Below are 23465 nucleotides of genomic sequence, written 5' to 3'. Positions count from 1 at the left end.
GTCTCACCGTGTCCCGTTTCGGGCACGTGTCCCGCCACGCGGCTTCCCCTCCGTGTGGCTTCGACACGTACGTGCTAATGCGAGGGTAGCGGGACTGGTGTGGCAGATGCGACGGCCGTCGAGGCGATGGCACGAGTGTGTGGGTTACTCCTCGTGGGCCTTGCCTAACTCGACGGAGCGATCACGGGCCGATTCGATGGCGTCCAGCAGGGCTGCGCGCACTCCGTGCTTCTCGAGTTCGCGAATGCCATTGATGGTCGTCCCACCCGGTGAGGTGACGTTCTCGCGCAGCATGACGGGGTGCTCGCCGCCTTCCTCGAGCATCTTGCCTGCGCCGACGGCCGCCTGGACGATCAGCTGCTGCGCCACCGCGCGCGGCACGCCGAGCAGGATGCCGGCGTCGATCATTGCCTCGACGAGGTAGAAGAAATAGGCCGGGCCGGAGCCGGACAGCGCCGTGACGGCGTCCTGCTGAGACTCGGGCAGCACGACGACCTTGCCGACCGACGACAGCAGCCGCTCCACGGTCTGCAGCTGCTCGTCGGTGGCGTGCTTGCCGGCCGAGACGGCGCTCATGGCCGCTCCGACGAGCATCGGCGTGTTCGGCATGACCCGGATCACGGGCGTGCCCGCGGGCAACCTGCGTTCGAACAGCGAGGTCGGCAGGCCCGCGCACATCGACACGACCAGCGAGTCGGGGCCGATGAGCCCGGCCAGTTCGTCCAGCAGCGGTTCGATGTCCTGCGGTTTGACGGCGACGACCAGCACGTCGGCACGTTCGGCAGCCTCGGCGACCTCGACGCCCTTCACGCCGTAGCGCTCGGTCAACTCCGCGGCCCGCTCCGGATGACGTTCGGTGAACAGCAGGTCGCCGGCGTCGTACCCGGCATCGAGCAGTCCGGACAACAACGCCTCGCCGATCTTCCCGGCGCCCAGCACGGCAACAGTCATGGTTCAAGGCTATGCAGGGGCGCGGAGCGCCTCCGTGAGGGGTGGTGGCCGGGCCGACGGGCGGGCGCAGCGGCGCCCCCAAGGGCACGTTGGTTGCATTCAATGCAACCAACGTGCCCTTGGGGGCATCGAACGGGGGCTCAGCCGAGTGGGGCGAGGGCCAGTTGGCGGGCCTGGCAGACGATGCGGTTCTGGGAGTCGACGACCAGGGCGTCGGAGTCGAACCAGCCTTCGTGGACCGACCGGCTCTCGACGTGGATCCGCAGCCAGCCGGGGGCGGGACGGGTGCGCACCAGCGACGTCAGCTGGGCCGTCGGCGCCCAGCCTGCCCTTCCGAGGTTCAGCACCACGGGCGGGTTGATGTCGCCTGCGAGCAGCGCGAAGTACGGATCGGCCACGCCGCCGCGCGGGCGCACCCACAGCCGCAGCCGCGGCGGATCGCCCGTGCGACCGGCGAGGTATCCGGCCGTGCCCGGGTCGATGCGCACATCGCAGCCCTGGGCGAGGTGGAACACCCCCTCGGGGTCGTTGCCGTCGAGCGTGACGCACCCGGCCGGAGGTTCGGCGGGGGCGGAAGGGGCGTCGTGCCAGTCCGGTTTCCGCACCGGGAGCCTGCCCGCGGTGACGCGCGCTTCGACACAGCTGCGTCCTCGTTGTTCGAGCGTCACCGCGACGACCGTGGCGCGCCTGCCGACCTTGCGGACGTCGGTACGCAGCAGCACCGGGCCGATCGCGGGCGGGCGCAGGAACTCCGCGCTGACGGCCAACGGGTCGATGGCGGGTTCACCGGTCTCCCGCACCGCGGCGAGGGCGGCCTTCGCCAGCAGTGCGATGAGGAACCCGCCGTGCGGATGCGTGCCGATGGACCATTCCTGCCGCAGGTCGGCGGTGAAGGTGCCGTCGCCGAGGGATCGCGCGTCACACGCCGCGCCGAAGTCGGCGGCCGTCTCGGGGGTGCTCACGGACGGCCGGTCGCGGACACGACGTCGGGTGCCGGTGGACTGCCGGACGTCACGGCGCGGCCCACCGGGATCCCGTCCGCCGCGAGACCGGTACGGACCGCCGTGGAGCGGATGTCGACGCGCACCTTCTCCCCTTCCCCCTCCGGCACTCGCCGGGTCGGCGTGGAGCAACCGGCGGCCGAGACCTGCTTGGTACGGCCGTACCGGCTCCCGTGCCCGCGCAGGATAGGCAGAGTCGCGCGGTGGTGCCCACCAAAAGCGTTGCGGGCACCCGTTTCGAGCAAGGTGTTCACACCACGTGCACGCAGCATCACATCGAAAACGATACGGATGGTCACTGCGCGCAGGCACCACCACCCGTTGGAAAAGTTGATCTTGAAAACGCCGGTGAGCCGCTCGGACCACGTATCGGGACGCCTGCGACCCGAACCCGGCGTGGCACACGACACGCCGATGGGACCTGCGGCGACCGCTGAAACACGCACCTGCGACCGGCGTCCCCGTCCCCGGTCGCGGGCTCAACCCAGGTGCAGGCGGGTGAACAGGAGCGCTTCGCTGAGCATCTTGGCGCGCTGGTCCTCGGTGCGGGCGCTGCGCGTGTTCACCTCGAGGACGATCTGCCCGCCGCGTGCGCCGAAGTCGTCCGCGCCGAGACCTTCGAGCAGCTCGGCACACGGCTGGGTGCCGCGGCCCGGCAACAGGTGTTCGTCCTTCGCCACTCCGGTGCCGTCGCCCATGTGGACGTGCGTGAGCCGGTCACCCATCCGTTTCGCCAGCGCCAGCGCGTCCATGCCCGCGGTCGCGGTGTGCGACAGGTCCAGCGTGTAGTTGGCGTGTCCCACCTCGGTCGGATCGACGGAGGGGCGGAACGCCGACACCTCGCGTCCGCGCGGCGTCCGCACCGGGAACATGTTCTCCACGGCGATCCGCACACCGCTCGACGACTCGAGCTCGGCGACCAGGCCCGCGAACGCCTCGGCGTACCGGCGCTGCCACCGGAACGGCGGGTGCACCACGACGGTCGGCGCCTCCAGGTCGACCGCCGCCTCGACCGACCGCCGCAGCCGCACCACCGGATCCGGCGACCACACGCGCTGAGTGATCAGCAGACAGGGCGAGTGCACGGCCAGCACCGGCATCCCCGTGGAGGCGCTGTGACGTCGCAGTGCGGCCACGTCCTGGCTCTCCGGATCGGCCCAGACCATCACCTCGACGCCGTCGAAACCCAGCGCCCTGGCCAGTTCGAACCCGGAGCGGGCACGGAGCGGCCACACGGATGCCGTGGACAGTCCGATCGGGGTCACGCGCTACTTCGTCACCAACAGCAGCGCGGCGGGCGAGACCGTCACGACGAGGCCGACGAGCACGGCGAGCACGGTGGTCTGCAGGTCGTCGGCACGGCGGACCTTGCGCACGATCAGCACCAGTCCGACCGTGACGACCAGCGCGGCGATGAGCGCGGCCGCGGGCAGCTGGCCCCACAGCCAGTTGAACCCGAGCCACACGGCCGCACCGCCCGCCACTCCTCCGGCGAGCTGAGCACCGAGCGCCAGCCACTGCTTGGCCGGCGACGGCTCGTCGGCCGGATCGTCGGCGTCCTCCGGCGCACGGCCTGCGACGAGGTCGTCGTCGGCGTACCCGTCGTCGTAGGCGTACGGGTCGTCGTCGTAGGCGAGGTCGGCGTCCCGTGGATCGTCGCCGTAGCGGTCGTCGGTGTAATCCTCGTCGTAGTCCTCGGCATACCCGTCGTCGTAGCCCTGATCGCCGTACGCGTACCCGTCGTACGCCGGGTCGTCGTAGGCACGGTCGTCGTAGGCACGGTCGTCGTACGCCGCATCGTCGTAGGGCCCGGCGTCGCCGTAGGCGTACGGGTCCTCGTCGTAGTCGGCGTAGCCGCTCGCGTACCCGTGGGCGTAGTCGCCCGAGTGGTCGTAGCCGTCGTCGTAGGCGGTGTAGCCGGAGTCGTACCCGCGGGCGTCGACCGCCGCACCTTGCACCTGAGTGCCCTGCTCGTGAACACCCTGTGCCTGGCTGCTCTGTGCCTGACTGCTCAGCGCCTGGCCGTCCTGGGCCGCACCACCGAGCGCGGCGCCGATGCCGGGCTGCGCGGCCTTGCCGCCCGTGGCCTGCGGGTCGTCGTCATCGTCGTCGTCGAAGTCCGGGACGAAGTAGCCCGTCGAGGGGCCCGCGTCCGGATCGTCGCCGGGCGCGGAGGCTGCCGCGGTGCTCGCGTCGGCGCCGCCCTGCTGCGGGGTGTCGGGCGTGGCCACGTCGGCGGGCTCGGGCGGGACGACCGGCGTCACGCCGACCTCGGTGTCCTCCTCGGCCCGCTGCTGTTCCCTGGCCTGGGCCTGCCGGCGCTTGCGGCGCCAGTTGGCCAGCCCGGCGGGCGGTTCGTCGCCCCGCACCGGGCCGGGCACCGGTCGCTGCCCGCCCGCCACCGCGGGGAACTGTTCGGTGTTCGACTCCGGCTCGGCCGCCCTGCCGCCACCGCGCCACGGCCTGCGCCTGCGAAGCGGCGGAGCGGGCGGAGGCGGTGCGGCCGATGCGGCGGCGTCACCGCCGTCGGAACCGGCCTCGGGCGCGTCGCTCTGCGGCGGAGGGACGTCCGGCGGCTCGTTCTGCGGCGAGAAGAAGAACCCGCCCGACGACTGCTGTGAGGCAGGGGGCGCGCCGGCTGCGGGCGGGACCGGCGGCACGCCGTTCCGCGTCGGAGCCTCCGGCGAAGTCGACTGGGGCGACTGCGCTTGCGGGGCCGGAGCCTGCGGAGGCTGGCCCGGTTGCGGCGGAGCCTGCCCCGCTCCCGCCTGCGGGACCGCGAACCCACCCGAGTTCTGCTGCGGGCCGGGAGCGCCCGGCTGGGGCAGCCTTGCTGCACCGGGAGCGCCGTTCGCGGGCGGCATGCCCGCGGGGGGCACGTCGTTCGGGTTCACACCACCGGGTGCACCGTTCGGCTGGACGCCGTTCGGTTGAGCGCCGTTGGGTTGGGCGCTGTTGGGTTGGGCGCCGTTCGGTTGCGGACCGCCCGGCGGCGTCGCGCCCTGAGGTCCGGCGTTCGGCTGCGGACCGCCGGGGGCTCCGTTCGGTGGTGTGGACGACTCGGCCGGCCCGCCCTCCGAACGCACCCGTTCGATGATGGCCTGCGGGGCCGTGTCGGTGATGCTCGGTTGCTCACCGGTTTCGTCGGCAGCGCGACGCCGCCGCCGGCGCGGTGCGCCGCCGGCTTGTCCGCCGTGTTGGGCGAGCAGTTCGGCAACGGTCTTCTGCTGCCGATCGCCGTCGCTGTCTCGAGTCATCCCTTCCACCGTGCCCGTCGCCAGTCGTCTACGTCCAGTGTGGCCCGAACGCGTCTCATCCCCGGCCCCGGCCGGTCACAAGCGCAGTCTGGTCCTCGCCGTTGGAAAGGTCCAGCCTGCGCAAGATCACGCCTTCGCGCAGCGCCCACGGGCAGATTTCCAACCGCTCGAGCGACAGCGCACGCATCGTGGCTTCGGCCACGAGCGCACCCCCGACCAGCTGATGTGCCCTGCTCCCGCTGACGCCTTCCAGCTCGGCCAGGTCCTCCGAGGACATGCGGGTGATGAACGAGAGGAGCTGCCGGAGTCCGGTGTCGGTCAGGGCGCGGGCCACCCGCGGCCCCGCGGAGGAGGGCGCAGCGCCGGTGAGCCGGGCCAGCGACCGGAACGTCTTCGACGTCGCAACCACCCGATCCGGTTCCCCCACGCCGCGGATGCGCTCCGCCAGACCGGACAGCTGTTCGTCGAGCCACGCCGTCGTCGCGACGATCTCGGAACGCTTCGGCGGATCGTTGGAGAACCGCGTCCGCGTGATGCGGCCGGCACCGAACGGCAGCGAATCGGCGAGCTCGGGACGTTCGTCGATGCCCATCGCGACCTCGAGCGATCCGCCGCCGATGTCGAGCACCAGCAGCTGCCCGGCCGACCAGCCGAACCAGCGGCGGGCGGCCAGGAACGTCAGCTTCGCCTCGTCCTCACCCGTGAGCACCCGCAGGTCGACGCCCGTGGAGTCGGCCACCGTGCCCAGCACGTCGTCGGTGTTGCCGGCCTCGCGCACCGCGGACGTCGCGAACGCCATGACGTCCTCGCATCCCCACCGCTCGGCCGACACCTTGGCCTGCTCGACCGCGTCGACCAGGCTGGCGACGCCTCGCTTCGTGAGCTCACCGCGGGTGTTGAGCTGCTCGGCCAGCCGCAGCACCGTCTTCTCCGAATGCATCGGTGTGGGGTGCCCACCACGGTGCGCGTCGACGACGAGCAGATGGACGGTGTTGGAACCGACGTCAAGAACCCCTAGGCGCACGAGTATCCACGGTACCGGGCCTTGCGTTCAGGCCTCGAACTTGTAACCGAGGCCACGCACCGTCACCAGGTACTGCGGTTGCCCGGGGTCCGGTTCGAGCTTGGACCGGAGCCGCTTGACGTGGACGTCGAGGGTCTTGGTGTCGCCGACGTAGTCGGCACCCCACACGCGGTCGATGAGCTGGCTGCGCGTGAGCACGCGGCCCACATTGCGGAGCAGGTATTCGAGCAGGTCGAACTCCTTCAGCGGCAGCGAGATCTCCTCGGTGCCGACCGTCACGACGTGCCGCTCGACGTCCATCCGCACCGGCCCGGCCGACAACACCAGCGGCGCCGCCTCCGGTTCGGCCGCCGCCGTGTCGCCGCCCCGCCGGAGCACGGCGCGGATCCGCGCGATCAGTTCGCGGGCGGCGTAGGGCTTGGTGATGTAGTCGTCGGCGCCGAGTTCCAGGCCCAGCACCTTGTCGATCTCGCTGTCGCGCGCGGTCACCATGATCACCGGGACCGACGAGCGCGCGCGCAACTGCTTGCACACGTCCGTGCCGCTCATACCGGGGAGCATGAGGTCGAGCAGCACGAGATCGGCACCGTTGCGGTCGAACTCCTCGAGCGCCTGCTGGCCGGTCGTCGCGAGGGCGGCGGTGAAGCCCTCCTTGCGGAGCATGAAGGCCATCGGGTCGGCGAACGACTCCTCGTCCTCGACGATCAGAACCCTGGTCACTGCGTTGTTCCTCCCGGTTCGGTGCGTTGCCGCACGCTGGTGACCAGCGGCTGCCCGGTCGGGTCGTCGCTGCGCTGGTCTGGGGTCTCGGTTGCTGAGGCGGTACTCGCGGCCGGCACGTCCCCGGCTTCCTCGGAGCCGATCTCGGAGCCGGCCTCGGAGTCGATGTCGGGGTCGGTATCGGAAGCCGTGGCCGATGCGGCCGGGTCGGTCGCTTCCGCGCTCGTGCGCGCGGGGATCCGCAGCGTGAACGTCGATCCGACACCCGGCCTGCTCCACAGCCGCACCTCGCCACCGTGGTTGGCGGCGACGTGCTTGACGATCGCCAGGCCGAGGCCGGTGCCGCCGGTCGCACGGGAGCGGGCCTTGTCGGCGCGGTAGAACCGTTCGAACACGCGCTGCTGCTCGTCGAGTGCGATGCCGAGACCGCGGTCGGTGACGGCCAGCTCGACGTGGCCGTCGGTGAGCCTGCGGCTGATCGACACGGGGCTGGACTGCCGCGAGTAGGCGATCGCGTTGTCGAGCAGGTTCGACAGGGCCGTGACGAGCAGCGTGCGGTCCCCGTCGACCTCGAGGCCGCTCGGGCCGTCGGTGGTGACCGTGATGTCGGCGGTCTCCGCGGCGAGCTTGGTGCGCGACAGCGTCTCGGCGACGACGCCGTCGACGTCGACGACCGTCATCTCGGGCAGCTTCTCCGCCCCCTGGAGGCGGGACAGCGCGATGAGCTCCGTGACGAGTTTGCCGAGCCGGTTCGACTCGCGGAGGATCTTCTCGCTGAACCGCCGTGCCTCCTCGGCACTGTCGGCGTCGAGGACGGCCTCCGCCAGCAGCGCGATCGCACCGACCGGGGTCTTCAGCTCGTGGCTGACGTTGGCGACGAAGTCGCGCCGCGTCGCCTCCAGCCGGGCCGCGTCGGAGTGGTCGACGGCCTCCACGATCGTGAAGCCGTCACCCAGTGGCCGCAGGTTGGCCACAACGGCCTCCGGCTGCCTGCCGCGAACCTCGTCGGGCGAGATGTCGACCTCGAACGCCTCGTCCGTTTCGACCACGCGCTGCGCCGCGTCGCGCACCCGCCCGTCGACCTGGCTGCCGCGCAGCAGGCCGAGTTCCTCGGCGCGCGTGTTGTGCAACACCAGGTCGCCGAAGCGATTGAGCATCACCACGCCGGTCTCCGACGACCGCACCGAACGCAGCAGCAACTCGGCGGCCGTGGGGCCTGCCGGCTCGGGGACGTCCCGGCCACGGGTGCGGAAGAAGAAGAAACCGACAGCGATGCCGACCACCAGAGCGGCAGTGGCCAGCAGGACCGATCCGGACGCCGTCACGCTTCGCATCGTAAGCATTCGCCGGGGCGGTTGTCCTAGTCCTGGAGGCCGAGCGGTGACCGGCCTGACACTCCGGGGCCATGTGTTCGCCACCAGGCAAGATCCAGTTCACCTGCCGTACCCCGAACGCCCTTTCCGCCACCGTCCACCCGACCCCGGCGCACCCCGTGTCCACCCCGCCCGCCGCGCCCGTGTTGCGCCCTCCGGGGCGCGTGTTGCGCTCTCCGGGGCGCGTGTTGCGCTCTCCGGGGCGCGTGTTGTGCGGGTTCCAGGGGCCGTGTTGCCCCACCTGTCGCCCGACCACCCCTTATCGGCGCGCTGCCGCACGACGGCGCCTGGCCGCCTCGAAACGTCCTGGGCGGATGAGGCGGTGCAAGACGCGCACGCGGTCCGGCAACGACCTGACCCGGCAAGCAGGAGCGGCCGCTCGGTTCGAGTCGTCGGACACTCGGTGACGGCCGGATCGATCCTCACGGTGATCCTTCGTCAGTCCCGTGGTCGGCGATGACGAACACCCGGACGGTGACTGGTGGGGTACGAACGCGTGGTTTTCGAATCAGAGCGATCGGCGGACATACGTGGAGGTCGACGATGCGTGAGATCGACACGTTGCTGACCGACGAAGGCGCGGCGGCGGAACAGTACGACGCCTCGGGCACCACGCCCGGCCACGTCGAGGTGAGCCGTCACCACCTCGGCCGTCCGGCCGTCGTGTCGGTGCGTCTCTCCACGGAGGAACACGACCGGCTCCAGCAGGCCGCCGCCGACGACGCGAAACTCCCGGTGTCGACACTCATCCGCATCTGGGCGCTGGACCGCCTGCAGGCCGAGCGGGAAGGCTCGGGCGGCACCGTCGCGGAGCGGCTGGCACGGCTCGAACGCGAGGTGTTCCAGCGAACGGCGTAGCCGGCTCGCGTGCCGTGGACATGCGAAGGGCCGCCCTCGCGTTCCGAAGGCGGCCCCTGCGTCCGGTGTCGACGGCGGTGCGGCTCAGCGGCCCTGGTTGGCGACCGCGGCAGCCGCCTTCTCTGCCGTCTCCGGGTCGAGATACGTGCCACCGGGGTTGGTGGGCTGGAGCCCGGCGTCGAGGTCGTACCGCAGCGGGATCCCGGTCGGGATGTTCAGCCCGGCGATGTCGGCCTCGGAGACGCCGTCGAGGTGCTTGACCAGCGCGCGCAGCGAGTTGCCGTGCGCCGCGACGAGCACGTTCTTCCCCGCCCGCAGGTCGGGCACGATCGAGGACTCCCAGTACGGCAGCAGTCGTGCCACGACGTCCTTGAGGCACTCGGTCAGCGGCAGGTCGCCGTCGATGTCCTGGTACCGCGGGTCGGCGTCCTGGCTGAACTCGCTGCCCCGCGCGATCTCCGGCGGCGGCGTGTCGTAGGACCGGCGCCACAGCATGAATTGCTCCTCGCCGAACTCGTCGGCGATCTCCTTCTTGTTCTTGCCCTGCAGCGCGCCGTAGTGCCGCTCGTTGAGCCGCCAGTTCCGGCGGACGTCGATCCAGTGCCGGTCGGCCCCGTCGAGCGCGATGTTGGCCGTCGAAATCGCCCTGCGCAGCAACGACGTGTGCACCACGTCCGGCAGCAGGCCGGCCTCGGCGAGCAGCTGCCCGCCGCGCGCCGCCTCGTCCTCGCCCTGGTCGGACAACGGGACGTCGACCCAGCCGGTGAACAGGTTTTCCGCGTTCCATGTGCTCTGCCCGTGACGCAGCAGCACGAGAGTCCCAAGTTCGGCCATGGTCTCAGCGTGCCATGCTCCGCCGATTCGAGTAGCGCGACGTCGGCCACTGCGTTAACGGGTTCCTCCGCCCTACCACGCGATCTACACAGAGTGTCTTCAACGCGCGGTGAAGTCGGTACGAACTCTCGATCGGGGTGTGCATCTACAGGTCGATGGCGTTGACAGGGCCGCAGTGTGTTCAACCTGTCGGGAAATTTCACTCGAATAGAGTAGCCAGTAGTCTTGTGATTACAGTGCCGAGTCTGACAAGTTGACAGTTGAGCCCGCACGGCCCGGAACCACGCACTCCCCGGGCCGAGCAACGCGGGAGCAGATCGCAGCTCGTCTCCCCCCTGCCGAGCTGCGGCCCGCCGGCCCCGTTGGCATCCCCCTCGTCACCGGGTCCGAACAGGCGGGAAGGTCCACGGGGCGGCTCGAGTTCGCGACTCCCCCCTCCCTCGAGCCGCCCCGTCGACCACTTCGGGGAACTGCGCTCGCGGGACGCGCCCGCCGATCAGCGGTCTCCTCGTTGAGCCCACTGATCTCTTCGTTGAGCCCAGCGCCGAGTCCCCTGGACCCCCACGATGCGTGCTCCCCCACCTGGGCGAGCGCTGGGCACCATTCGTTCGGACCAGCACCCGTTGTTTCCCGTGCGCGTGTCCTGCGCCCAGACGCCCGTGTCCTGCATTCGGACGCGCGTGTTCTGCACTCAGCCGCGTATGGTCGGCACTCCGGCCCGCCGCACTAGTCGTCCGTCAGCGTGCCCGGCTCGTGATTCGAAGCCGGCTCCACCAGGTGCTTGAACGCCTGCAGGTTCGCCAACGACTCGCCGCGGCTCACGCGCCAGTCCCACTCCCTGCGGATCGAACTCGCGAAACCCAGCTCCAGCAGGGTGTTGAAGTCCCCGTCGGCCGTTTCCAGAACCTGGCCCAGCACGGTGTCGACCTCGGCGGCGGAGACCGCGTCCAGTCCCAGCCTGCCCACCAGGTAGATGTCGCCCGCCGAGTCCAGCGTGTAGGCCACGCCGTACAGCTTCGCGTTGCGCCGCAGCAGGAACCGATAGACGTCCTCGCAGGCCTCGTCGGGGCGCCGGCACACGAATGCCTCCACCGCCAGCGAATGCTCCCGCACGACCAGCCACGCGTTCGTCTGCAGCTTCTTCACGCCCGGCAGCGTCACGAAATACACGCCGTCGGCCCGCCGGTCGTACGGCACCTCCGAAGCGTCGAGCGCCGACCGCACGATCGCGTCGACGTCGCCCACGTCGCGCTCGCTCACACCGCCACCTCCAGGGCCGCACGGCGGAACGCGCCGCGCGCGTCGGCGTAACTGCCCAGCAGCGTGTCCGTCGTCCGCTGCCACGAGAACCGCCGGGCGTGCCGCACCGCACCCGCGGCGAGGGCGTCCCGGCGCCGCAACGCCGCGTCGGCCAGCGCGTCGGCCCATTCCGGCGCCCGGTGCGATCCGACGAGCAGTCCCGACGTGCCGTGGTCGACCGCCACGGGCAGTCCGCCCACCGAGGCGGCGACCACCGGAGTCCCGCAGGCCTGCGCCTCCAGCGCCACCAGGCCGAACGACTCGTTGTGACTCGGCACCGCCACGACGTCCGCGGCCCGGTACACGTCGACCAGACCTGCTCCCCCCTGCGGCGGCAGGAACCTGGTCAGGTCCGCGATGCCGAGGTCCGCGGCGAGTGCCTTCAGTGACTCCGGCTGTTCCAGTCCGGTTCCCGACGGCCCGCCCGCGATCAACACGACGAGCCTGCTGCGCAGTTCCGGCCTGCGCCCGACCAGTTCCGCCGCCGCGCGCAGCAGCACGTCCGGGGCCTTCAACGGCTGGATGCGGCCGGCGAACGCCAGCACCACGGAGTCGTCACTCAACCCGAGGACCCGACGCGACCGCGCCTGCGACCCCGGCCGGAACCGCTCCAGGTCGACACCCGGCGACACGGTCCGCACGGCTCGCGGGTCGGCGTCATAGAGGTCGACGAGCTGGTCGGCCTCGACACCGGTGTTGACGATCAGCTGGTCCGCCTCGTCGACCACCTGCTGTTCGCCGATCACGCGCGTGCGCGGTTCCGGCGTGTCCCCCTCGGCGAGCGCGGCGTTCTTCACCTTGGCGAGGGTGTGGGCGGTGTGGACCAGCGGCACGCCCCACCGGTCGCGCGCGAGCCAGCCGACCTGGCCGGACAGCCAGTAGTGCGAATGGATCAGGTCGTAGTAGCCGGGCTCGTGGAACGCCTCCGTGCGCAGCACTCCGTTGGTGAACGCGCACAGCTGAGCGGGCAGCTCACTGCGGGACAGTGGTTCGAACGGGCCCGCGGGAATGTGCCGCACGAGCACTCCGGGGGCGAGTTCGGCTACCGGCGGCTGGTCCGACGACGTGGCGCGCGTGAACACCTCGACCTGCACGCCGCGTCTGGCCATCTCCTGGGCCGTCTGGGCGATGTAGACGTTCATGCCACCCGCGTCGCCGGTGCCCGGCTGCTCCAGCGGAGAGGTATGCACGGTCAGCACCGCCACCCGGCGTGGCTGTTGCGTCGCCGCCGCCTGCCGGTACGCAACCGCCTGCCGGTACCAGGGGATCTTCACCGGTTCACCTTTCTGTACGCGTCGCGGGCGAAGGCCACCAGCTCCTCGCCGAACGTCTGCGCGTCCTCCGCGAACGGAAGATGACCCACCCCAGGCAGCCAACGTCGGCAGGCCCCCGGAATCTTCCCGGCCGCGTACTCGGCGGCGGTGATGTCGACAACGGCGTCGCGTTCGCCGTGCAGCACGAGCGCGGGCACGTCGACGGCTTCGAGCACGTCTGCCGAGCCGACGTCCCTGCGGAACAGTCCCCCGCGCACGTGTGCTGGCACGGCGAGGATGTCGTCGACGAACGACTCGCCGCCGGAGCCCGCCGTCATGCCGCCGCAGAGCCGTTGCACCGCGGGACGGGCCACGTCGACGTCGGCCGACAACGCGTCGGGCAGCGCCGCCCGCATGGCGGGCCCGACCGCGCCGCCCGGGTGGTCGCGGCCCAGTTCGGTGATCGCGCCCGCGTAGACGACGCCCGCCAGCCCGGCGGTGCCGTGGACGCGCAGGTAGTCGGTGATGACGAGACCGCCGTACGACCAGCCGACGACCACCGCGGGTCTGCCCGCGAGGTGCAGCACCGCCGCCAGGTCGTCGGCCCACGCGCGCGGATCGTCGTAGCCGTCCTCGGGGACGTCGGAGCGGCCGTGACCCCGCAGGTCCATCGCGACGAGGCGGAACTCGCCCGCCAGCCGCGGGTCGGCCAGCTGCAGCTGCCACGCGTCCGCCGACTGGGCCCAGCCGTGCACGAAGACGATCACGGGCGGGCCGTCACCGGATTCGCCCTCCGCGCCCGCTGCGCCTTCGACGATCGCACCGATCCGGACCCCGCCTGCACCTGTGACCTCGGTTCGCACCCGGGCAGTCTCTCACCCGGCCGTGTCGAGCCTGCCGCGGTCGCGGTTCCGCCGCCCCGGTGCCGTCGTCGCGCCGGACCTGCGCACCGGCCCCCGTCCCGCGCCCGGCCCCGGACCTCCGGCGAGGATCACACCCGGCGGGATGAACACCCGGGTTGGCAACAGCGCCCGTCGTACCGGACACTTGACGCAGAGGGGAGTACTTCCGCCCTGGGCCTCGCCGGTCAATACGAACGCACGGATTGCGTTCTCGGCAGGCCGCCCGCGCACCGCGGGTGAAGGAGACCTCGAACGATTTCACACGTTCGCGGAGGTCTGTGTGCTCGTCCAAGCCGCCGGTTCCGGCTCTTCCGGAGCCGCCGAGAGCATGGGCTCACCCATGCTCTGGACGGTCAGCATCGTGGTGTTGCTCGCCCTGCTGGTCGCCGACTTCGTCATCACCCGCAAGCCGCACGAGGTCTCCATGAAGGAGGCCGTCGGGTGGTCGGTGTTCTACCTGGCGCTGCCGTTCGTGTTCGCGCTGTTCGTGTGGCTGGTCTACAGCGGCGGCCAGGCGACGGAGTTCGTGACGGGCTTCGTCGTCGAGAAGTCGCTGTCGGTGGACAACCTCTTCGTGTTCCTGCTGATCCTCACCGGGTTCGCCGTGCCGGCGGCGGTGCAGCAGCGGGTGCTGCTCTACGGCATCGTCGGCGCGCTCGTGCTGCGCGGCATCTTCATCGCGCTCGGCGCGGCCATGCTGAAGGCCGGCACGTGGGCGTTCCTGGTGTTCGGCCTCATCCTGTTCGTCTCCGCGGTGAAGATCCTCGTGGAGGCGCTCAAGGGCCACCAGGACGAGAAGGATCCGTCGGAGATGCGCTCGGTGAAGCTGATGCGGCGCTTCACGCACGTCACCGACGACTACCGCGGCACGAAGATGATCGTCCGCGAGGCGGGCAAGCGCGCGCTCACGCCGTTGGCGATCGTCGTGGTCGCCGTGTTCGCGACCGACATCGTGTTCGCCGTGGACTCGGTGCCCGCGGTGTACGGCATCACCGAGGACCCGTACCTCGTGTTCGCCACCAACGCGTTCGCCCTGCTCGGTCTGCGCGCCCTGTACTTCGTGCTGCAGGCGGTACTCGCCAAGCTGATCTACCTGAACCACGGTCTGGCGATCATCCTCGCGTTCATCGGTGTGAAGCTCGTGCTGCACTGGGCACACACCGTGTGGCCCGCGGTTCCGACCATCCCCACGCCGATCTCGCTGCTCGCGATCATCGGCATCCTGGGCGTGGTGACCGTGCTCAGCCTGCGGGTGTCGAAGCGCAACGAGAACCGCGAAGCGGCCGACGCGAAGGCGTAGACTGGGTCGACCAGGCCTTCACCGGCGCCTCAACGACGAGGAGTCGACCATGGTTCTCGATATCCTGATCGTCGCGATCGTCGTCCTGGCGGCCATCATCACCGCCGGGTCGCTCATCGAGGTCCACAAGGACTGACGAGCGCCCTCCCGGCCGCCGGGACGACGACCGACCGGAGACTTCGTGTGTCGGCACCTCAGCGCAGGCTCCTCGGCGCCGGCTCCGCAACCGTGCCCCCTTCCGGCGCCCGACCGGGCCGTACCGGTCGGGGCGGGCCCGCGGCTCACAGCGCCGACTTGGACTTCCACGTCTCCCAGTCGAGCAGCCAGTCCATGACGTCCGACGTCGTCGGGAAGTCGGCCTTCGCACCGGTGACCTCGACGGGGTCGCCCAGCATGGCCGAGTCGAAGTACGCCTTGGCGTCGTCGGGCAGCAGGTTGACGCAGCCGTGCGAGGTGTTCCGCTTGCCGATGTTGGCGGCGTTCTCCTTGTTCTCGTGGATGTACTCGCCGTGGTTGGAGATGCGGCAGCACCAGGTCTTCTTGACGTCGGTGTAGCCGTACTCCTCGTTGTCGAAGATCGACGTCGGCTCCTTGGTCATGACGATGACGGTGCCGTTGGGAGTGTTGAGGTCGGGATTGTCGTCCTTGCCGTTGCTGCACGGATAGTTGGCGACCTCGGCGCCGTCGCGGTACACGCGCATGCGGTGCTCCGGCGTGTGCACCTTGACGACCTGGTTACGCCCGATGCTGAACTTCGTGGTGACGTCCGCCTTGCCGTAGGCGCCGCCGCCGTAGTTCACGCCGTAGAGGTTCGCGGCGACCTGGACCTGCGTGTGCGCGGGCCAGTACTCGCGGGGCCGCCAGTCGACCTGCTGGTCGTTCAGCCACGCCCACGCGCCCTCGACCTGCGGCTCCGTCTCGACCGACAGCGCGCGCTGCGCGGCGGCGCGGTCGCTGACCGGGGCGTCGAACTTGACGGTGATGGGCTGGCCGACGCCCACGACCGCGTCGTCGCCGGGATACAACGTGGCGCGCACGACGGCGGACGGCTGGACCGTGCTGAACGAGCCGTCGAACTCGGCGGTGCGGCCGTCGCTGCCGGAGGCTTTCGCGGCGTAGGTGTAGGTGCGCCCGTAGCCGAGGGGTTCGCCGGCGGTCCACTCGGTCTTGTCGTCGTTGAGGCTGCCTTCGACGGCTTTACCGTCCTCGTTGGTGAGTTCGACCTCGGTGAACGTGCCCTCGGCGACGGTGAGTTTGACGGGCGCGGTGACCTCGACGTCACGGGCGTCGGCCTTCGGGTCCGCGGTGATCGTGGCCTGCGGCTCGGCCGGGGTGTCCCCGTTGCCGCCACCGCTGCCCGCACCCGACGTGTCCTCGCCGCCCGTGCAGGCGACGAGCACCCCTGCCGGTGCGACCACAGCGGCCGCCTTCAGCACTCCCCGCCTGCCGACGGTGTGTTCGCTTCCCCCGTTTTGTCCGAACCTCACGTGTGCCTACCTTCCTGGCCCGCCAGCACCCCCGCCGGCACCACAACATTACCTGGCAGCATGCGGAGCATGAGCACGCGAACCGCAGTCATCACCGGCGCCAGCGCCGGAATCGGCGCAGCCGCCGCCAGGACTCTCGCCCAGGCCGGATTCCACGTCGTCCTCGGCGCGCGCCGCCTCGACAAGCTCGAAACGCTCGCGGAGGAAACGTCGGGCACCGCCCTGACACTGGACGTCACGGACGCCGATTCCGTTGCCTCGTTCGCCGAACGGGTTCCGGAGTGCCACGTGTTGGTCAACAACGCGGGCGGTGCGTGGGGAATCGAGCGGGTCGAGGAGGCCGACGAGGACCACTGGCGCTGGATGTGGGAGACGAACGTGCTCGGCACGCTGCGCGTGACGAAGGCGCTGCTGCCGAAACTCGTCGCCTCCGGCGACGGGCACGTCATCACGGTGACGTCGATCGCGGGGCACGGCGTGTACTCCGGCGGTTCCGGCTACACCTCGTCGAAACACGCCCAGGCGGCGCTGCACGAGACGTTGCGCGCCGAACACCTGGGTGATCCGCTGCGGCTGACGGAGGTCGTCCCGGGCGCGGTGCAGACCGAATTCTCGGTCAACCGGTTCGAAGGTGACACCGACCGTGCGGCGAAGGTCTACGAGGGATACCAGCCGTTGACGGCCGAGGACGTGGCCGACGTCATCTCGTTCGCCGCCACGCGGCCGTCGCACGTCAACCTCGACCAGATCGTCGTCAAGCCTCGAGCCCAGCTCGACGGCAGGACCATCCACCGCGAGTGAAGGTTCGGCGACGGCGGCGGGCGTCCCAAGGGCTCCTTTCGCCCCCGAGGGCACCTTGGTTGCATTGAGCGCCCCCAGGGGCACCTTGGTTGCACGTGGCCCGCATTGCACGTGGCGCCGGGTTGCATGCCGACTGCACCGCCGTCGCGCGTGTCCGTCCGAGTGACGGCAGGAGACGGATGGCACGACGACTCCACTCCTCGACGACCACGTGGACCGCATCCTCGTGAGGGGAAGATTCGTCGGGTTGAACGCAACCAAGGTGCCCTTGGGGGCACAGGGCCCTCACAGTGCGCAGTTGATGAGCAGCGGCTCCGGGCGGAGTGTGACACCGAATGCGCCGGACACACCGTCACGCACTTCACGGGCCAGCGCCAGCAGGTCCTCGGTGCGCGCCTCGCCGCGGTTGGTCAGGGCCAGTGTGTGTTTCGTCGACAGTGACACCCGCCCGGCCGGACCCGCGTGCCCCTTGGTGAACCCCGCGCGTTCGATGAGCCATGCCGCGGACAGCTTCACCCCGTCGTCGGCGGGGTACTGCGGCACGGGCACGTCGTTGCCCACGACGTCCGCGATGCGGCCCAGCACCTCGCCCACCTGCGCCTCGGGCACGATCGGGTTGGTGAAGAACGAGCCCGCGCTCCACGTGTCGTGGTCGTCGGGGTCCAGGACCATGCCCTTGCGGCGGCGCAACCCCAGCACCGCCTCGCGCACCTCCGTGGCGGGCACCCGGTCACCGACGTCGACGCCGAGGGTGCGGGCGAGTTCGGCGTAGCGGATCGGCGCGGACAGGCCGTCCTCGCGCAGGTTGAACCGCACGGACAGCACCACACCGTCGTCGGTGCCCTTGAGCATGCTCGTGCGGTAGGCGAAACCGAGTTCGCCCGCGGTGAGGGTGCGCACCTCGCCCGTGGTGCGGTCGTAGAGCTCGACCGAGTGCAGCACGTCGCTGATCTCGCAGCCGTAGGCGCCGACGTTCTGGATGGGCGTGGCGCCCGCCGACCCGGGGATGCCGGAGAGGCATTCCAGCCCGCCGTACCCCTCGACGACGGTGGCGGCGACGTAGGCGTCCCAGTCCTGCCCCGCCTGCACGGTCGCCCCGTCCCACCCGGTGTCGGCGATGCGCACGACGGTGCCGTCGAACCCGGCGTCGGCCACGACGAGGTTCGAGCCACCGCCGACCAGCAGGACGGGTTCACCGGCGGCGTCGAGGTCGCCGACGAGCCCTGCCAACTCGGCCGGCGTGGTCGCCGTCACGAACCGGCGCGCGGGCCCGCCGAGGCGCAGTGTCGTGTAGTTGCGCAGGTCGCGGCAGGTGGACGTTTCGACAGTGCTCACAACCCGCAACGGTACTGTCCCGGTCATGGCTTCCCGTATCGAGCATCGGGCGACGTTCCCCGCCTCCGTCGCCGACGTCGTCGCCGCCCAGTCCGAGGAGGCCGCGTTGCGCGCGCGGCTGGACGAGATCGGCGGCGTCGACGCCGCGCTCGAGCACCACACCGTCGACGGCGACGAGGTGCGGTACACGCTGGTGCAGGGCGTACCTGCCGACAAGCTGCCGTCCGTGGCGCAGAAGTTCGTGTCGGGCGACCTGATGGTGCGCCGCGAGCACACGTGGCGTGGCGCCGAGGGCACGATCCGCGCGCAGGTCGACGGCATTCCGGGTGAGATCACCGGGAAGACGTCGGTGGAGCCGGACGGCGACGCGGGCGCACGGCAAGTCACGCGCGGCGAGGTGACGGTGCGGATCCCGCTGGTGGGCGGCAAACTCGAAGGGCTGATCGCGGAGCAGGTCACGACGCTGCTCGAGCGCGAGGCCGACTTCACCACGTCGTGGCTCGCGCGCAGCTGAAGCGCGCCGAGCCGCTCGGCTCGCCGACCAGAGGAACCACGAACCCGAACCGGCTGCGCCGCGTCGACCGCTGGTTGCTCGCGGATCCCGGAGTGCGGCGCGCCCTGCGTTCGGACGCCTCACCCCTGGTCGTCGACCTCGGCTACGGCGCATCGCCCGTCACGACCGTCGAGCTGGCGACGCGGCTGAGCGCGGCCGTTCCGGACGTGCGCGTGCTCGGCCTCGAGCTCGACCAAGAGCGAGTGGCCGCGGGAGCGGCGGTCGCGGCTCCGCCCGTACTGGATTTCCGACGCGGCGGGTTCGAGCTGGCAGGCAGCAGGCCGGCGGTGGTGCGGGCGTTCAACGTGCTGCGGCAGTACGACGAGTCGGACGTCGAACCGTCGTGGCGGGCGATGCTCGAACGGGTCGTGCCGGGCGGGCTGCTCGTCGACGGCACGTGCGACGAGATCGGCAGGCTGTGCGCGTGGGCGACGGTGTCGCATCGCGGCCCGGTGTCGTTGACGCTCTCGTGCCGGATCGCATCGCTGGAGCGTCCGTCCACTGTGGCCGAGCGGCTACCGAAGGCGTTGATACACCGAAACGTTCCGGGCGAGCGGATTCACGATCTACTGTCTCGTTTGGACCAGTGCTGGGCGACGGCGGCGCCGTACTCGGCGTTCGGCCCGCGGGCGCGGTGGACGGAGGCGGTGCGCCTGCTGGCCGCGTCCGGTTGGCCGGTCCTGAACCGCCCGGCGCGGTGGCGGCTCGGCGAACTCACCGTCCCGTGGACGTCGATCGCCCCACGCTGACCGCGTGTCCTGCATTCGTGCACGCGTGTCCTGCATTCGTGACGCCGTGTTGCGCTTTCCGGGGCTCGTGTTGCGTTTCCCGGTGCCCGTGTTGCAGGTTCCGGTACACGTTTCGCTCGCAGCCGTGTGCCGCGTGCGTTGCCGATTCGACACGAAACCCGGCGGCGACATCCCGCCGGGCCGAACAGCCGGCAGATGCGGCTACGGGCTAGCCCGGAGTGCAGACGTCGGCATCACGCAACGTCTCGCCGCCGAGCGCAGAAGTTCGAGGCCCGGGCGCAGAAGTTCGAGGTTCCGAGTGCAGAACACGGGCGATGGCGGGAACGCCGGCTTCAGCGCTCGGCGGCGGTGGGCCGGATCGCCCTGGTGGGGGTAGCCCTACCAGGGGCCTCGGGGACCGCCCCGACATGTCCCTGATATCAGTCGTATCCCCTGGTCAGTGGCACTTCTCCGGTGTTTTTCTCCTCGTTGTACGCATTCGATGCACACCTGAGGAACGGAGAGCGCCATGCCCGTGTTGTCCACCGCGGCGACGCGGACCTACACGGCCCGCATCGCCGACACCCGTGACGAGATCCGCGCCGCGCAACGACTCCGCGCGGCAGTGTTCGCCGGCGAACTCGGCGCCGATCTGACGGCCGCGCATACCGGCGAATCGCAACTCCGGGACGCGAACACCCCCTCGAATCCACAACACGGCTCCCGGGATCCACAACACGGGCCCCGGAACCCGCAACACGGCGCCACGAATACAGGACACGCGGGGCCGGGTGCAGGACATGCGACGCTGGACGCCGACGCGTTCGACGAGCTGTGCGATCACCTCATCGTCACGCACGAACCGACCGGCGAGCTCGTCGGCACCTACCGCATCCTGCCACCGCACCGCTCCTCCGTCCCGTATTCCGCCACCGAGTTCGACCTCGGCGACCTCGAACCCCTCGCAGGCGAGATCGCCGAGGCAGGCCGTTCGTGCGTGGCTCCCGCACATCGCAACGGCTCCGTGATCACGCTGATGTGGTCGACACTCGCGCGGTACACGCTCCTCGCAGGTCATCGCTACCTGGGCGGTTGCGCATCGGTGCCACTGGCCGACGGCGGGCACGCGGCGGCGACCGCCTGGCACCTCGCGGCCACGCGGCACGCGTCACCGGCCGAGTACCGCGTGCGCCCGCACCGGCCGTGGCTGCCACCGCACCGGGTCGAACGCCCGCGGTACGCCGACCTGCCGCCGCTGCTGCGCGGATACCTGCGTCTCGGCGCCTGGGTCTGCGGGCCGCCCGCCCACGACCCGGACTTCGACGTCGCCGACTTCTACGTACTGCTGCGGCTGGCCGACGTCGACGACCGCTACCTGCGTTACCTGCTCGGAGACGACCGGTGAACGCGGGAGCCAATCCGTGGCGGGCGAGTTCACCGTGCACTCCCCGGTGTGTCACGCACCGGTTGCCGCCGGTGCCGACCATGGAGAGCGTGCGGCGAACCGTGGCCCTCGCGAAAGTCCTGACCGGCGCTCTCCCCGACACCGACCACCACCCCGACACCGAACAGCGGCGCGTCGCCGACGTCCGGCACCGGGCTGCGGCCGCCCTCGACGCCCTGGGCATCACGCTCACCGCCACCGGCCCACTCACCACCGCCCTGCAACACGAGCCCCCGAACCCGCAACACGGGCCCCGGAATCCGCAACACGGCGGCGTGGGGACGCTCGTGGTTGCGAATCACGTGTCGTGGCTGGACGTTCCGGCGTTGCTGGCGCTCGAGCCGCTGACGTTCCTGGCGAAACGTGAGGTCGCGCACTGGCCGTTCGTCGGCAGGCAGGCGCGGCGCACCGGAACGCTGCTGCTCGACCGGTGGTCGCTGCGCGGACTGCCCACCGCGGTCGACGCCGTCGCCGAGCGGCTCCGCGCGGGCGAATCCGTCGTCGCCTTCCCCGAGGCCACGACGTGGTGCGGCGCCCCGGGCGGCCCGTTCCGCAGGGCAGTGTTCCAGGCCGCGATCGACGCGGGCGCCCCGGTCCGGCCCGTCACGCTGTCCTACCGGCAACGCGGCGAACCGTCGACGGTCGCGGCGTTCGTCGGCGACGACGGCCTCGCCTCGTCACTGCCCCGCGTGATCCGTGCCCGCGAGCTGACGATTCACGCCGAGTGCCACCGCCCCATCGAACCGGCGGGTGACCGCCGCGCCCTCGCCGCCCGCGCCCAGCGCGCAGTCCAGGGCTCCGCCAAGCCACAACACGAGCCCCCAAACCCACAACACGGCCACCCGAACTCGCAACACGGGCCCCGGAATGCGCAACACGGCATCGACCGGCGGCGAGGGCCTGCACGCCTCGGCACCGGGGCCGCGCATGTTTGACGTGCTGCACGACATCACCACGCTGCTGCAGAGCCACCTCGACGAGCCGTGGCTGTGGCTGGTGGTGTTCGCGATCGCCGGGTTGGATGCGCTGCTGCCGTTCATGCCCAGCGAGTCGACCGTCATCACGATGGCCGTACTGCTGGGCACCTCCGACGTGACGGCGCTGGCCGGCCTGATCGCCGTCGCGGCGCTGGGGGCGTGGGCGGGTGACTGCGGCGGTCACGGGATCGGCAGGGCCCTCGGCCCGTTCGGCATCTCGCGCCTGGTGCGCAGTGAGCGCGGCAGGCGCAACTACGCGTGGGGCGTCGACAAGCTCGGCAGGCATGCCGTCGTGCTGATCGTCGCGGGCCGCTACTTCCCCGGTGGGCGGGTCGCGTCGTCGCTGGCGACGGGCGGGCTGAAGTATCCGTTCGGCCGGTTCGCGCTGCTCGACCTCGCGGGCACGACCATCTGGGCGGTCTACTCGGTGCTCATCGGGGCGGCGGGTGCGGCGAGTTTCGCCGACGATCCGGTGGCCGGGCTGCTCGCCGCGTTCGCGCTGGGCCTGCTGACCTTGGGTTTCGTCGAAGGCGGCAGGCGGCTACTGTCGCGCCGTGAGCACCGAGACGCCGCATCCGAACCGCACCCCCGGCCCGCTGAGCAACGAGGGCCCGCTGAGCAACGACAGCCCGCTGAACTACGAGACCCTGTTGGCGGCGTTCGACGAACAGAGCGACGCGTTGCGGGAGGCGGCGCTGGCGGCGGGACCGGAGGCGACGGTGCCGACCTGTCCGGAGTGGACTGTCGAGCGCCTCGTTAGGCACGTCGCCGCGGTGCAGGCGTGGGTGCTGGCTTGCATCGCCGATCCGCACGGCAGCGACGCGCGCGGCGAGCGCCCGCCGAAGGTGTGGGACGAGATCGTCCCCTGGTGGGACGGCACGCGCGCGGAGCTGCGCCGCGCGTTCGACGCGGGCCCTGACACACCCGCGCAGATACGATTCCCCTTCTACGAGGCGAACCTCGGCTCGTGGGCTCGCAGGCAGGCGCACGAGGTGGCCATTCACCGGGTCGACGCCGAACTCGCGGGCGGACGCGACGCCACGACGTTCGACACGGCGTTCGCGGCCGACGGCGTGGACGAGGCGCTGTCGATGATCATCCACCGCAGGACCGCGGACTGGTCGGCGGTCGAGGCGAGCGGCACGGTGCTCGTGCACGCCGAGGACGCCCGCAGGCTGTGGTCGCTGACGCTCACGCCGGGACAGCCGCCCGCCCTCACGGGCCCCGCGGCCCCGGACGTGACGCTCAGCGGCGGCGCGGACGCCGTCTACAAGCGGCTCTGGCGCAGGCCCGCGGACGTGTCGATCACGGGAGAGGTCACGCTCCTCGACCCACTGGAGACCCCCTGACCAGCGTGAACACCGTCGG

General features: G+C 71.0%; 23 protein-coding genes. 9 read left to right on the top strand and 14 right to left on the bottom strand.

The annotated features are described in order from the left end of the window. Nucleotides 1-144: 144 nt before the first annotated feature. The 8 genes from proC to LY12_RS18290 form a co-directional block, all read right to left on the bottom strand. Nucleotides 145-951, bottom strand: a complete 807-nt coding sequence (gene proC / locus LY12_RS18320; RefSeq protein WP_253858350.1) for a pyrroline-5-carboxylate reductase — start codon at nt 949-951, stop codon at nt 145-147. A 140-nt stretch (nt 952-1091) separates the two neighbouring features. Then, the gene (locus LY12_RS18315) at nt 1092-1913 is read right to left on the bottom strand and encodes a thioesterase family protein (RefSeq protein WP_253858348.1); all 822 of its coding nucleotides are present in this window, start codon (nt 1911-1913) and stop codon (nt 1092-1094) included. Next, nucleotides 1910-2038 (bottom strand): hypothetical protein, encoded by a 129-nt coding sequence (locus LY12_RS25955; protein ID WP_301302810.1) that lies wholly within the window; start codon nt 2036-2038, stop codon nt 1910-1912. The genes LY12_RS18315 and LY12_RS25955 overlap by 4 nt, the downstream gene beginning before the upstream one ends. Before the next feature lie 393 nt (nt 2039-2431). Continuing rightward, nucleotides 2432-3217 (bottom strand): sugar phosphate isomerase/epimerase family protein, encoded by a 786-nt coding sequence (locus LY12_RS18310; protein WP_253858346.1) that lies wholly within the window; start codon nt 3215-3217, stop codon nt 2432-2434. A gap of 3 nt (nt 3218-3220) precedes the next feature. After that, nucleotides 3221-5209, bottom strand: a complete 1989-nt coding sequence (locus LY12_RS18305) for an Rv0497 family membrane protein (protein WP_253858343.1) — start codon at nt 5207-5209, stop codon at nt 3221-3223. Nucleotides 5210-5264: 55 nt separating this feature from the next. Next, on the bottom strand, nt 5265-6233 hold the full coding sequence (locus tag LY12_RS18300; RefSeq protein WP_253858340.1) for a Ppx/GppA family phosphatase: 969 nt from the start codon (nt 6231-6233) through the stop codon (nt 5265-5267). Between the two features lie 27 nt (nt 6234-6260). Next, a complete protein-coding gene (locus LY12_RS18295; protein ID WP_253858337.1) occupies nt 6261-6953 on the bottom strand; it encodes a response regulator in 693 nt (230 codons plus the stop codon). Then, nucleotides 6950-8287, bottom strand: a complete 1338-nt coding sequence (locus LY12_RS18290) for a sensor histidine kinase (RefSeq protein ID WP_253858335.1) — start codon at nt 8285-8287, stop codon at nt 6950-6952. Before LY12_RS18290 ends, LY12_RS18295 begins: the two co-directional genes overlap by 4 nt. 582 nt (nt 8288-8869) lie before the next feature. Here LY12_RS18290 and LY12_RS18285 point away from each other — a divergent pair. Then, a complete protein-coding gene (locus tag LY12_RS18285) occupies nt 8870-9184 on the top strand; it encodes a hypothetical protein (RefSeq protein ID WP_253858333.1) in 315 nt (104 codons plus the stop codon). Between the two features lie 84 nt (nt 9185-9268). Here the strand turns inward: LY12_RS18285 and LY12_RS18280 are convergent, their stop codons facing one another. From LY12_RS18280 to LY12_RS18265, 4 genes are all read right to left on the bottom strand, one after another. Further along, nucleotides 9269-10018: a phosphoglyceromutase gene (locus LY12_RS18280; protein ID WP_253858330.1), complete on the bottom strand. Its 750-nt coding sequence runs from the start codon at nt 10016-10018 to the stop codon at nt 9269-9271. A 726-nt stretch (nt 10019-10744) separates the two neighbouring features. Continuing rightward, complete coding sequence (locus LY12_RS18275) at nt 10745-11278, bottom strand: type III secretion system chaperone family protein (protein ID WP_253858320.1); 534 nt, start codon at nt 11276-11278, stop codon at nt 10745-10747. Further along, complete coding sequence (gene mshA, locus LY12_RS18270) at nt 11275-12591, bottom strand: D-inositol-3-phosphate glycosyltransferase (RefSeq protein WP_372493556.1); 1317 nt, start codon at nt 12589-12591, stop codon at nt 11275-11277. Before mshA ends, LY12_RS18275 begins: the two co-directional genes overlap by 4 nt. Next, nucleotides 12588-13433 carry an alpha/beta fold hydrolase gene (locus tag LY12_RS18265; protein ID WP_253858318.1) on the bottom strand — a complete coding sequence of 282 codons (846 nt, stop codon included), beginning with the start codon at nt 13431-13433 and terminating at the stop codon, nt 12588-12590. Before LY12_RS18265 ends, mshA begins: the two co-directional genes overlap by 4 nt. Nucleotides 13434-13800: 367 nt before the next feature. Here LY12_RS18265 and LY12_RS18260 point away from each other — a divergent pair, with 367 nt between their 5' ends. After that, nucleotides 13801-14772, top strand: coding sequence for a TerC/Alx family metal homeostasis membrane protein (locus tag LY12_RS18260; RefSeq protein ID WP_253858899.1), 972 nt, complete (start codon nt 13801-13803; stop codon nt 14770-14772). A gap of 281 nt (nt 14773-15053) precedes the next feature. On the opposite strand, the gene LY12_RS18255 is transcribed toward LY12_RS18260, so the two are convergent. Next, nucleotides 15054-16259, bottom strand: a complete 1206-nt coding sequence (locus LY12_RS18255) for a L,D-transpeptidase (protein ID WP_372493555.1) — start codon at nt 16257-16259, stop codon at nt 15054-15056. Between the two features lie 69 nt (nt 16260-16328). Between LY12_RS18255 and LY12_RS18250 the strand changes: the two genes are divergently transcribed. Then, nucleotides 16329-17060, top strand: coding sequence for an SDR family oxidoreductase (locus tag LY12_RS18250; RefSeq protein ID WP_253858315.1), 732 nt, complete (start codon nt 16329-16331; stop codon nt 17058-17060). A 285-nt stretch (nt 17061-17345) separates the two neighbouring features. Here the strand turns inward: LY12_RS18250 and LY12_RS18245 are convergent, their stop codons facing one another. Further along, nucleotides 17346-18395, bottom strand: coding sequence for a UDP-N-acetylmuramate dehydrogenase (locus LY12_RS18245; RefSeq protein WP_253858312.1), 1050 nt, complete (start codon nt 18393-18395; stop codon nt 17346-17348). A gap of 25 nt (nt 18396-18420) precedes the next feature. On the opposite strand from LY12_RS18245, the gene LY12_RS18240 reads away from it, so the two are divergent. From LY12_RS18240 to LY12_RS18215, 6 genes are all read left to right on the top strand, one after another. Further along, nucleotides 18421-18909: a DUF2505 domain-containing protein gene (locus LY12_RS18240; protein ID WP_253858309.1), complete on the top strand. Its 489-nt coding sequence runs from the start codon at nt 18421-18423 to the stop codon at nt 18907-18909. After that, a complete protein-coding gene (locus tag LY12_RS18235; protein ID WP_253858306.1) occupies nt 18891-19697 on the top strand; it encodes a class I SAM-dependent methyltransferase in 807 nt (268 codons plus the stop codon). The genes LY12_RS18240 and LY12_RS18235 overlap by 19 nt, the downstream gene beginning before the upstream one ends. Before the next feature lie 508 nt (nt 19698-20205). Next, a complete protein-coding gene (locus tag LY12_RS18230) occupies nt 20206-21081 on the top strand; it encodes a GNAT family N-acetyltransferase (protein ID WP_253858303.1) in 876 nt (291 codons plus the stop codon). 80 nt (nt 21082-21161) lie between these two features. Continuing rightward, nucleotides 21162-22055 (top strand): lysophospholipid acyltransferase family protein, encoded by an 894-nt coding sequence (locus LY12_RS18225; protein ID WP_253858300.1) that lies wholly within the window; start codon nt 21162-21164, stop codon nt 22053-22055. Continuing rightward, on the top strand, nt 22048-22857 hold the full coding sequence (locus LY12_RS18220; RefSeq protein WP_253858298.1) for a DedA family protein: 810 nt from the start codon (nt 22048-22050) through the stop codon (nt 22855-22857). The genes LY12_RS18225 and LY12_RS18220 overlap by 8 nt, the downstream gene beginning before the upstream one ends. After that, nucleotides 22748-23446 (top strand): maleylpyruvate isomerase family mycothiol-dependent enzyme, encoded by a 699-nt coding sequence (locus LY12_RS18215; protein WP_253858296.1) that lies wholly within the window; start codon nt 22748-22750, stop codon nt 23444-23446. Before LY12_RS18220 ends, LY12_RS18215 begins: the two co-directional genes overlap by 110 nt. Nucleotides 23447-23465 lie beyond the last annotated feature (19 nt).

It is taken from the genome of Prauserella alba (assembly GCF_024171735.1).
Lineage (GTDB): Bacteria > Actinomycetota > Actinomycetes > Mycobacteriales > Pseudonocardiaceae > Prauserella > Prauserella alba.
This window is presented reverse-complemented; position numbering and strand designations above follow the sequence as displayed.

Coding starts and splice junctions, on each gene's coding strand:
- LY12_RS18285 (WP_253858333.1), top strand. CDS start 8,870: ATGCGTGAGATCGACACGTTGCTGACCGACGAAGGCGCGGCGGCGGAA.
- LY12_RS18260 (WP_253858899.1), top strand. CDS start 13,801: ATGGGCTCACCCATGCTCTGGACGGTCAGCATCGTGGTGTTGCTCGCC.
- LY12_RS18230 (WP_253858303.1), top strand. CDS start 20,206: ATGCCCGTGTTGTCCACCGCGGCGACGCGGACCTACACGGCCCGCATC.
- LY12_RS18290 (WP_253858335.1), bottom strand. CDS start 8,287: ATGCGAAGCGTGACGGCGTCCGGATCGGTCCTGCTGGCCACTGCCGCT.
- LY12_RS18220 (WP_253858298.1), top strand. CDS start 22,048: ATGTTTGACGTGCTGCACGACATCACCACGCTGCTGCAGAGCCACCTC.
- LY12_RS18250 (WP_253858315.1), top strand. CDS start 16,329: ATGAGCACGCGAACCGCAGTCATCACCGGCGCCAGCGCCGGAATCGGC.
- LY12_RS18305 (WP_253858343.1), bottom strand. CDS start 5,209: ATGACTCGAGACAGCGACGGCGATCGGCAGCAGAAGACCGTTGCCGAA.
- proC (WP_253858350.1), bottom strand. CDS start 951: ATGACTGTTGCCGTGCTGGGCGCCGGGAAGATCGGCGAGGCGTTGTTG.
- LY12_RS18240 (WP_253858309.1), top strand. CDS start 18,421: ATGGCTTCCCGTATCGAGCATCGGGCGACGTTCCCCGCCTCCGTCGCC.
- LY12_RS18225 (WP_253858300.1), top strand. CDS start 21,162: ATGGAGAGCGTGCGGCGAACCGTGGCCCTCGCGAAAGTCCTGACCGGC.
- LY12_RS18280 (WP_253858330.1), bottom strand. CDS start 10,018: ATGGCCGAACTTGGGACTCTCGTGCTGCTGCGTCACGGGCAGAGCACA.